Here is an 8,147-nt window from a genome sequence, read left to right as displayed (position 1 = left end):
TCATCAATATCACAGAATACACTAGTCATAGACATGGAGCCTCCGGTTAGCTGTCTATGGTCTGGTATCCGAAAGATAGCTATTGATCAGGGGCTCCTTGTCTTTTTTGCGTCGAACTCACGTTATAGTATTAAATAATTGGTTTTCTAGCAGTTTTGATATCAATAATTAATTACAGGCTCCGTATGAGTGCTCAACATTTTTTACTTGTACATCTTTATGACGACTATAGTGGTAGCCCAAAAGTTTTATCGGATGTAGCATCTTATCTTCATGAAAATAATTGTTCTTTTTCTATTATTTTAGGTAATGCTAGTCATGGCTTTCTATCGGATCTAAATTATGAAAAACGATCTTATTTCTATCGGCGTGGGGAAAACAAAATTGGCACTTTATTTTATTACACCTTAAGTCAGTTCTGTTTATTTTTTAAGCTTCTAAAAATCATTAGAGGAACTCGATTAACTAATACACCTGTCATTGTTGTTAACACAATGCTACCTTTTGGAGCTCTTTTAGTATCCAAGCTGCTTAAGGTAAAATCTATTGTGTATGTTCACGAAACATCAATATCACCATTGCCTTTAAAAAAAATGCTGAGGTTTATTATATCTCATTGTGCTACTGAAATCATTTATGTTTCACGCTTCCTAAGTAAATTAGAGCCTTTCTCCAATAAGGTAAAAAATCACATTATTTACAATTCAGTAAGCCCTGATTATTTTGATTTTTTTTGTGATGAGAACAGGCTGCATAAAAAATGGGACAATGGTCAGGTAGTTATGGCCTGTTCTCTCAAGGATTACAAGGGGATTCCAGAGTTTCTCACCATTGCTAAGCAATTAAATGACTCAAGATTGAAATTCAAGTTAATTGTCAATGATGATGATAATGCTGTGGCCAATTATTTTTCTGGTATTGTACTCCCAAAGAATCTAGATGTAATTTCAAGGCCAAATAAAATTATTACCTATTATCAAGATGCCTTTTGCGTTCTCAACTTATCTGACAAAGATCGCTGGATTGAAACATTTGGACTAACCCTTTTAGAAGGAATGGCTTGTTATTGCCCTGTAGTTTCACCTACCATTGGTGGGCCTGTTGAAATAGTCGATCATGAAATAAATGGCTACTGCATAGACTCTAAGAACACTAACCTTATTTGTGAAAAGTTGAATTTTTTATCAGATAATTTCCCTTTTTGGTCATCCATGGCATTAAGTGCAAAAGAGAAATCAAAGTTCTTTTCACCTTCAAAGTTCAAATCATCCATATTAGAAATTTTCCAAAATGAGCCTTGTTAACATTATTGGCACCGTCGGCCTCCCAGCCTGCTACGGAGGCTTCGAAACACTAGTTGAAAACCTGGTTAACCACCGTCGCAACAACACCACCTACGAAGTCTACTGCTCTTCCAAAACCTACAAAGAGAAAAAGGCAACATACAAAAATGCCACTCTCCATTACATCCCATTCAATGCCAATGGTGTCAGCAGTATTATTTATGACATCTGCTCGTTGATTCATGCTGTTTTTATCAGAAAATCCAAGACCCTTTTAGTTTTGGGAGTTTCCGGCTGTATTATCCTCCCCATCCTCCGCCTTTTTTATAAACATAAAATTATCACCAATATCGACGGCCTGGAATGGAAACGTGATAAATGGAATACCCTAGCCAAATCATTCCTGAAACTCTCTGAAAAATTAGCAGTCCGCTATTCGGATGTCGTTATCGCCGATAACCAAGCCATTGCCGACTACGTAAAACAGGAATATGGGGTAGATTCGGTAGTGATTGCCTATGGTGGCGACCATGCCGTTGCTAATGTAGCAGACCGTTTATCAAGAGAACCCGATGAAGGTTATGCTTTCTCCCTGTGCCGGATTGAACCTGAAAATAATGTACATATTGCCCTGGAGGCTTTTGCCCAGTCTGGCAAGCCTCTTAAATTTGTGGGTAACTGGAATAACAGTGACTATGGCAAGTCACTAAAACTTCAATACTCTGACTATTCAAATATTGAGTTAATTGACCCCATCTATGATGTAGAACAATTATTCAAGCTACGAGCCCGATGCAGCTATTACATTCATGGCCACTCTGCCGGGGGTACGAATCCTTCACTGGTTGAGATTATGCATTTTGCCAAACCGTTGATTGCCTTTGACTGTAACTACAACCGGGCGACTACCGAAGACAAGGCTATTTATTTTCGTAATGCAGAAGAGCTGATTGCAGCTACAGACCGGTTATCTGCAACAAGCGGAAACCCTGGAGCCATTATGCTTGAAATTGCGCAGCGCCGTTACACTTGGGAGATTGTTGCTAACCAATATCTAGATGTTATTTGTAGCAAATGATTAATTCCCTCTAATTTCCAGCATTACCATAGCGCGCCCCCTCCTATTTTTGCTTTTCTCTTTGTTATCAGGTTAAACCCTACGCATGAATAAACACTCAACCACCCGAAAAGGAATTATTCTGGCTGGCGGGTCCGGTACCCGTCTTTATCCATTAACCCAGGCAGTCAGTAAACAGCTGATGCCGGTTTATGATAAACCGATGATCTACTACCCCATCTCCACCCTGATGCTGGCGGGCATCCGCGAAACCCTGATTATCACCACACCAGCAGAACAACCACGCTTCAAAGAGCTACTGGGCGATGGCCACCAATGGGGAATTCATTTTGAATATGCGGTTCAGGAGGAGCCAAAAGGCTTAGCCCAAGCCTTCACCATCGGCGCCGATTTTATCGATGGCCATGAATGCGCCATGGTACTGGGTGACAACCTGTTCTACGGCTTCAACTTCGCCCACATGCTGCAGTCTGCCGATAAGCGCAAAGACGGAGCCACAGTATTCTGCTACCACGTTAAAAACCCATCAGCCTACGGCGTAGTTGAGTTTGACGACACAGGAAAAGTAATATCCATCGAAGAAAAACCAGAAAACCCAACGTCACCCTACGCAGTAACCGGCCTCTACTTCTTCGATAAAAAAGTAGCCATGTTCGCCCGGGATGTAAAACCTTCTGCACGAGGCGAACTGGAAATCACCTCAGTCATCGATTGCTACCTGCAACGAGATGAACTCTACGTCGAAAAGTTAAGCCGAGGCACCTGCTGGCTGGATACCGGCACCCACGGCAGCCTGCTGGATGCCGCCAGTTTTATCCAAACCGTCGAAGAACGTACCGGCCTTAAAATTGCCTGCCCAGAGGAAATCGCCTTCCGTCAGGGATGGATCACCGCCGAACAGGTAATGGAGACTGCCGCGCCACTGCGTAAAAGCGGTTATGGAGAGTACCTGTTGCAGGTGATTACTGAGGTGTATCCACTATGAATATTATCGAAACGCCCATTAAAGACCTGTTAATTATCGAACCCAAAGTCTTTGGCGATGACCGTGGCTTCTTTATGGAAACCTACCAGGAGCGGGCATTTGCCGAGCTGGGTTTGCCCACAGGGTTTGTTCAGGATAACCATAGCTTTTCTGCCCGGGGCATTCTCCGAGGCCTACATTTTCAAAAGCAATGCACCCAGGGCAAGCTGGTGCGGGTGATTGGGGGTGAAGTTTATGATGTAGCGGTGGACCTTCGTAAAGATTCCGAAACCTTTGGCCAGCATTTCGGGCTTGCTCTTTCCGGTGAGAACAAGCGCATGTTCTGGGTACCGGCAGGCTTTGCCCATGGGTTTTATGTGATCAGTGCCACGGCCCATTTTATTTACAAGTGCACTGACTACTATGCGCCAGAGCATGAGGTCAGCATCCGTTGGGATGACCCCGACCTGGCGATTGACTGGCCCCTGGTTGATGGTGTAGCGCCACAACTCTCGGCAAAAGATCAGGCTGGTGTCCGGTTGCAGGCAGCCGGTGGCTTTGTCAACGGGGACTACGCTCCATGACCCATGTATTAATCACCGGTGCCGATGGCCAGCTGGGCTACGAACTGCAGAGAACAGCGCCGGAGTTTGCCACATTATTCTGTACCGACTACCGGGATCTGGATATCACCAGTAAGGCCGCCATTCAGGCTTTTTTCAGAAAGTCGATGCCTGCCGTAGTGATCAATGCGGCGGCGTATACGGCGGTTGACAAGGCAGAGATGGATGTGGATACCGCACGGGCAGTCAATGCCACCGGTGCGCAGCTGTTGGCCAAAGCCTGTGCCGCCAGCAAGATCCCCATGGTGCAGGTGTCTACTGATTTTGTCTTTAGTGGTGGTCAATCCACCCCCTACCGTGCGGATGATCAGCCCTTGCCGCTCAGTGTGTACGGTCACACCAAGCTGGAGGGTGAGAACCATGTCCGTGAACTATTGCCACAGAGCAGCCTGATTATTCGCACCGCCTGGGTTTATTCCGCCCACGGTCATAATTTTCTCAAATCCATGCTCCGGCTGATGCAGGAAAAGGAACAGCTGGGCGTGGTGGCTGACCAGGTGGGCTCACCGACCTGGGCTAATCACCTGGCGCAATGTGTGTGGAAGGGTGCTGTCCATTTGCTGGAAGGCAGCGTACAAACAGCTGTGCATCATTATACCGATGCCGGTGTGGCCAGCTGGTATGACTTTGCCGTGGCGATTCAGGAAGAGGCGCTGCAACTGGGATTGCTGGATAAAGCGATTCCGGTGAACCCTATTGAGACCATTGACTACCCGACGCCAGCCAAACGGCCAGCCTATAGTGTTCTGGATAAAACGTCTTCATGGACAGAACTGGCGGCGCCCAAAGTCCATTGGCGGGTAGCGTTGCGCAGTATGCTGGCAGAGCTTTGTGGCTGACGTTAGTTAATTCCCTCCCTGATTTTCTTTTCCCGCTTTTTTGTTTTGCTTTCTTCTTCTGGAACTTTCCATGAAATCTCTTCTGGTGACTGGTGGTGCCGGTTTTATCGGTGCCAATTTTGTTCATTACTGGCTGAACCGATATCCCGATTATAAAGTGCTGGTGCTGGATGCCCTGACCTATGCGGGTAACCTGGCAAACCTTGAGCCGGTGAACGGGCTGGCTAATTTTGAGTTTGTCCACGGTGATATTTTACATACTGACCTGGTTGCGGAACTGCTTAGGCATCATGGCATTAATACTATTGTGCATTTTGCGGCGGAGTCCCATGTGGACCGTTCCATCACGGAGCCGGATGCCTTTTTAGAAACCAATATTCTCGGTACCCACAGTTTATTGAAAGCGGCCAGGCAGGTTTGGCTGGATGCTGGTGTTGCCGACCATCGTTTCCACCACGTTTCTACCGATGAGGTTTACGGCACGCTGGCGGAGAATGATCCGCCGTTTACCGAAACCACGGCTTATGCGCCGAATTCGCCCTATGCGGCGAGCAAGGCTTCCAGTGATCATCTGGTTCGGGCTTATCAGGAAACCTATGGGTTGCAGACTACCATCAGTAATTGCTCTAACAATTATGGGCCTTACCATTTCCCGGAAAAGCTGATTCCGCTGGTGATTACCAATATTCTGGAAGACAAGCCGTTACCGATATACGGCGATGGTAAACAGGTGCGGGACTGGCTGTTTGTTGAAGACCATGCCCGGGGGATTGAGCTGGTGTTGAATAACGGCAAGGTGGGGGAGAACTACAATATCGGTGGGCATAATGAGTGGCAGAATATCGATATTGTTAAGCTGGTTTGCCAGTTGGTGAATGAGGCGTTTGCGGCTGATGGTGAGCTGGCTAAACGTTTCCCCAATGCCACTAAAGCGGCTGCGGGTGTTGCTGAAGAGTTGATTACTTTTGTGAAGGATCGGCCGGGGCATGATCGGCGTTATGCGATTGATGCGGCTAAGTCTCGCCGGGAATTAGGGTATGAACCTGCGGAGTCTTTTGAGACGGGCATTCGAAAGACGTTGCGCTGGTATCTGGATAATGAAGTCTGGTGGCGGGGGGTTATGGATGGGAGTTATCAGGATTGGGTGAGGCGGCAGTATAGTAGCTGAGGAGCTTATAAAGATTTCTTGGATTATTTGAATCAGCCGCCAAATGCTTCCGGAATACCCAGTTAGGTTTTAATATTGAATTAATTCAAGAGGTCAGAGCTGAGCAAGGTTTCAAGGCACTGCCTACAGCACCTGTCACCTGAGTGGTAATTCTACCCTGACAAAAGCATTGCCAAACAGGTATTTCGATACTTAGGCACGCCAGAATTGGCAGCAAGATGAATATAAAACTGGGGTGGGGCGTGAGGCCTCGGTTAAAAGCGATATCATTTAAGGAGAGGAATAATTGTCAAATACTAGTAATAAGATGATTTCGAACTTATTCATGGAAAGGGGTAAGTTTGTATTAATTGGCTTAACTGGCAGAACTGGATCAGGCTGTACAACTGCAGCAAACATTCTAGAGAGTCAAAATCCTAATTTCCCAAAAGTTACAGAAATTAATTATAATGGCCATGAATTTTACAATGGTCTTAATGTAAATAGATACGAAATACTTTCCAGTTTTTCGGAAGAGAAGTTTTCACCGTTCTATTCAATAAAAGTCAGTGATCTAATATCTGCTTATATTTTATTATTAGGTATAAATGAGGCAGTTAATTTCATTGAGGAAGCGTCAACAACAATAACAAGTAAAATAAAAATTAAAAAAACTGATATAAAAGAAAAGCTAGAAAAAGGAAGCTTTTCAAAAAACTATCTAAACAAGAAGTTTGACAGGTTGTTAAGAAAATTAATACACCATGAAAACAATGATAATTTAGATAAGTATGAATTAAGTAAATTTCTTTCATTCATGAGACTTACCAGGAAATTTACAGAGGATTTTAAATCTGAGCTAAAAGAGCTTGATAACGAACTTTATATCAGAGTATATCAATCTGCGGGAAACTCTATAAGGAGAATAGGAAAAGTACAGGCAAGTTACAAAAACACCGATTTTAATCCCGAATCAGTTTTTCACCTACCTGAAACCATTAATAGAATTATTAAGGTAATAAGAAAAATAAAAGATAAGGCATTTATCGTTATTGATGCAATCAGAAATCCATACGAAGCCAAATTTTTCAAAGAAAGGTATGCCGCATTTTATCTAATATCAATTAATGCTCCAAATGAAGATAGAAAAACATACCTTCAACATATTCATAAGCTCTCAGTCGACGATATCGATAATTTAGAAAGAAGAGAGTCGGGTAAAACCCAAATAGATAATTCAGATTTCGTAAGTCAAAATGTAAAGCGTTGCATTGAGATTTCCGATGTCCATCTTTTCAACCCAAGAAATGAGATCGACAACCATAATATATTAAAATCTCAGTTAGCCTGGTATTTTGCTTTGATGCTTCATCCCGGTTTGGTCACTCCAACGTCGATAGAACGAGTGATGCAAATTGCATACACTGCAAAAAGCAACTCAGGCTGTATATCTAGACAAGTTGGTGCTGTTGTAACAGACTCAGATTACTCTATAAAAGCCATTGGCTGGAACGATGTTGCGAAAGGGCAAGTCCCATGTAACCTTAGATCTTTGAATGGGTTAATATATGGTTTTGATGAAATCACATATAGTCAATATGAAAGGAATGATCTTAAATTTAGAACAGAAGCAAAAATACAGCTTGCTGCAATTGAAAACCAAGAAGCTTTGGCAGGAAAAAACTTGTCATATTGTTTTAAGGATATGAAAAACAAAATAGACGATAAAGGAAATCAAGTACACACTCGTTCATTACATGCAGAAGAAAATGCTTTTTTACAACTGTCAAAGTATGGAAGCACTGGTATCAATGGCGGTAAGTTATTTACAACAGCAAGCCCTTGTGAACTATGTGCAAAGAAAGCTTACCAGTTAGGTATACAAGATATAGTTTTCATTGACCCTTATCCTGGCATTGCAATAGATCATATATTAAGTATTGGTAATAGAAGACCAAACTTAATACAGTTTTCAGGTGCCGTTGGCAGTGGTTATCATCAACTTTATGAACCAATAATTGCCTACAAGGATGAACTTAACTACATAGGTACCTTTTCATAACAAAAATCAAAAACCGGGGTCAAAAAACCGGGGTCATATATGGTCCGCCCCGCTTTGCAAGGATAAGTTTTCCATCATGACTAAAGAGTAATGCTTCCATTCTCTTAATAAAGAGACCGGCCTTTGGGGTGAGGTCTCAATGCCTCTGGCC

7 protein-coding genes are annotated in these 8,147 nt (G+C 43.5%); all 7 read left to right on the top strand.

Going from position 1 to position 8,147, the window contains the following annotated elements:
- Positions 1–185: 185 nt before the first annotated feature.
- The 7 genes from J7438_RS24205 (at position 186) to J7438_RS24175 (ending at position 7,996) form a co-directional block, all read left to right on the top strand.
- Entirely contained in the window at positions 186–1,304 is a 1,119-nt protein-coding gene (locus J7438_RS24205; protein ID WP_209278623.1) for a glycosyltransferase family 4 protein, read from the top strand.
- Complete coding sequence (locus J7438_RS24200) at positions 1,291–2,361, top strand: DUF1972 domain-containing protein (RefSeq protein WP_209278622.1); 1,071 nt, start codon at positions 1,291–1,293, stop codon at positions 2,359–2,361. Before J7438_RS24205 ends, J7438_RS24200 begins: the two co-directional genes overlap by 14 nt.
- A gap of 85 nt (positions 2,362–2,446) precedes the next feature.
- The gene (gene rfbA / locus J7438_RS24195) at positions 2,447–3,346 is read left to right on the top strand and encodes a glucose-1-phosphate thymidylyltransferase RfbA (RefSeq protein ID WP_209278621.1); all 900 of its coding nucleotides are present in this window, start codon (positions 2,447–2,449) and stop codon (positions 3,344–3,346) included.
- Positions 3,343–3,909 carry a dTDP-4-dehydrorhamnose 3,5-epimerase gene (rfbC, locus tag J7438_RS24190; RefSeq protein ID WP_209278620.1) on the top strand — a complete coding sequence of 189 codons (567 nt, stop codon included), beginning with the start codon at positions 3,343–3,345 and terminating at the stop codon, positions 3,907–3,909. Before rfbA ends, rfbC begins: the two co-directional genes overlap by 4 nt.
- On the top strand, positions 3,906–4,787 hold the full coding sequence (gene rfbD / locus J7438_RS24185; protein ID WP_209278619.1) for a dTDP-4-dehydrorhamnose reductase: 882 nt from the start codon (positions 3,906–3,908) through the stop codon (positions 4,785–4,787). The genes rfbC and rfbD overlap by 4 nt, the downstream gene beginning before the upstream one ends.
- Positions 4,788–4,857: 70 nt before the next feature.
- Positions 4,858–5,955, top strand: coding sequence for a dTDP-glucose 4,6-dehydratase (rfbB, locus tag J7438_RS24180; RefSeq protein ID WP_209278618.1), 1,098 nt, complete (start codon positions 4,858–4,860; stop codon positions 5,953–5,955).
- A 286-nt stretch (positions 5,956–6,241) separates the two neighbouring features.
- Positions 6,242–7,996 carry an anti-phage dCTP deaminase gene (locus J7438_RS24175; protein WP_286196895.1) on the top strand — a complete coding sequence of 585 codons (1,755 nt, stop codon included), beginning with the start codon at positions 6,242–6,244 and terminating at the stop codon, positions 7,994–7,996.
- The last annotated feature ends 151 nt before the right edge of the window (positions 7,997–8,147 follow it).

It is taken from the genome of Thalassotalea sp. G20_0 (genome assembly GCF_017744175.1).
Classification (GTDB): domain Bacteria; phylum Pseudomonadota; class Gammaproteobacteria; order Pseudomonadales; family Endozoicomonadaceae; genus Endozoicomonas.
Note: the sequence above shows the minus strand (reverse complement) of the source record. Positions and strands in the feature narration are given on the sequence as shown.

What these genes read in the sequence shown, in the direction of transcription:
- rfbC (WP_209278620.1), top strand. Translation starts at nt 3,343, where the DNA reads ATGAATATTATCGAAACGCCCATTAAAGACCTGTTAATTATCGAACCC.
- rfbB (WP_209278618.1), top strand. Translation starts at nt 4,858, where the DNA reads ATGAAATCTCTTCTGGTGACTGGTGGTGCCGGTTTTATCGGTGCCAAT.
- J7438_RS24200 (WP_209278622.1), top strand. Translation starts at nt 1,291, where the DNA reads ATGAGCCTTGTTAACATTATTGGCACCGTCGGCCTCCCAGCCTGCTAC.
- rfbD (WP_209278619.1), top strand. Translation starts at nt 3,906, where the DNA reads ATGACCCATGTATTAATCACCGGTGCCGATGGCCAGCTGGGCTACGAA.
- rfbA (WP_209278621.1), top strand. Translation starts at nt 2,447, where the DNA reads ATGAATAAACACTCAACCACCCGAAAAGGAATTATTCTGGCTGGCGGG.
- J7438_RS24205 (WP_209278623.1), top strand. Translation starts at nt 186, where the DNA reads ATGAGTGCTCAACATTTTTTACTTGTACATCTTTATGACGACTATAGT.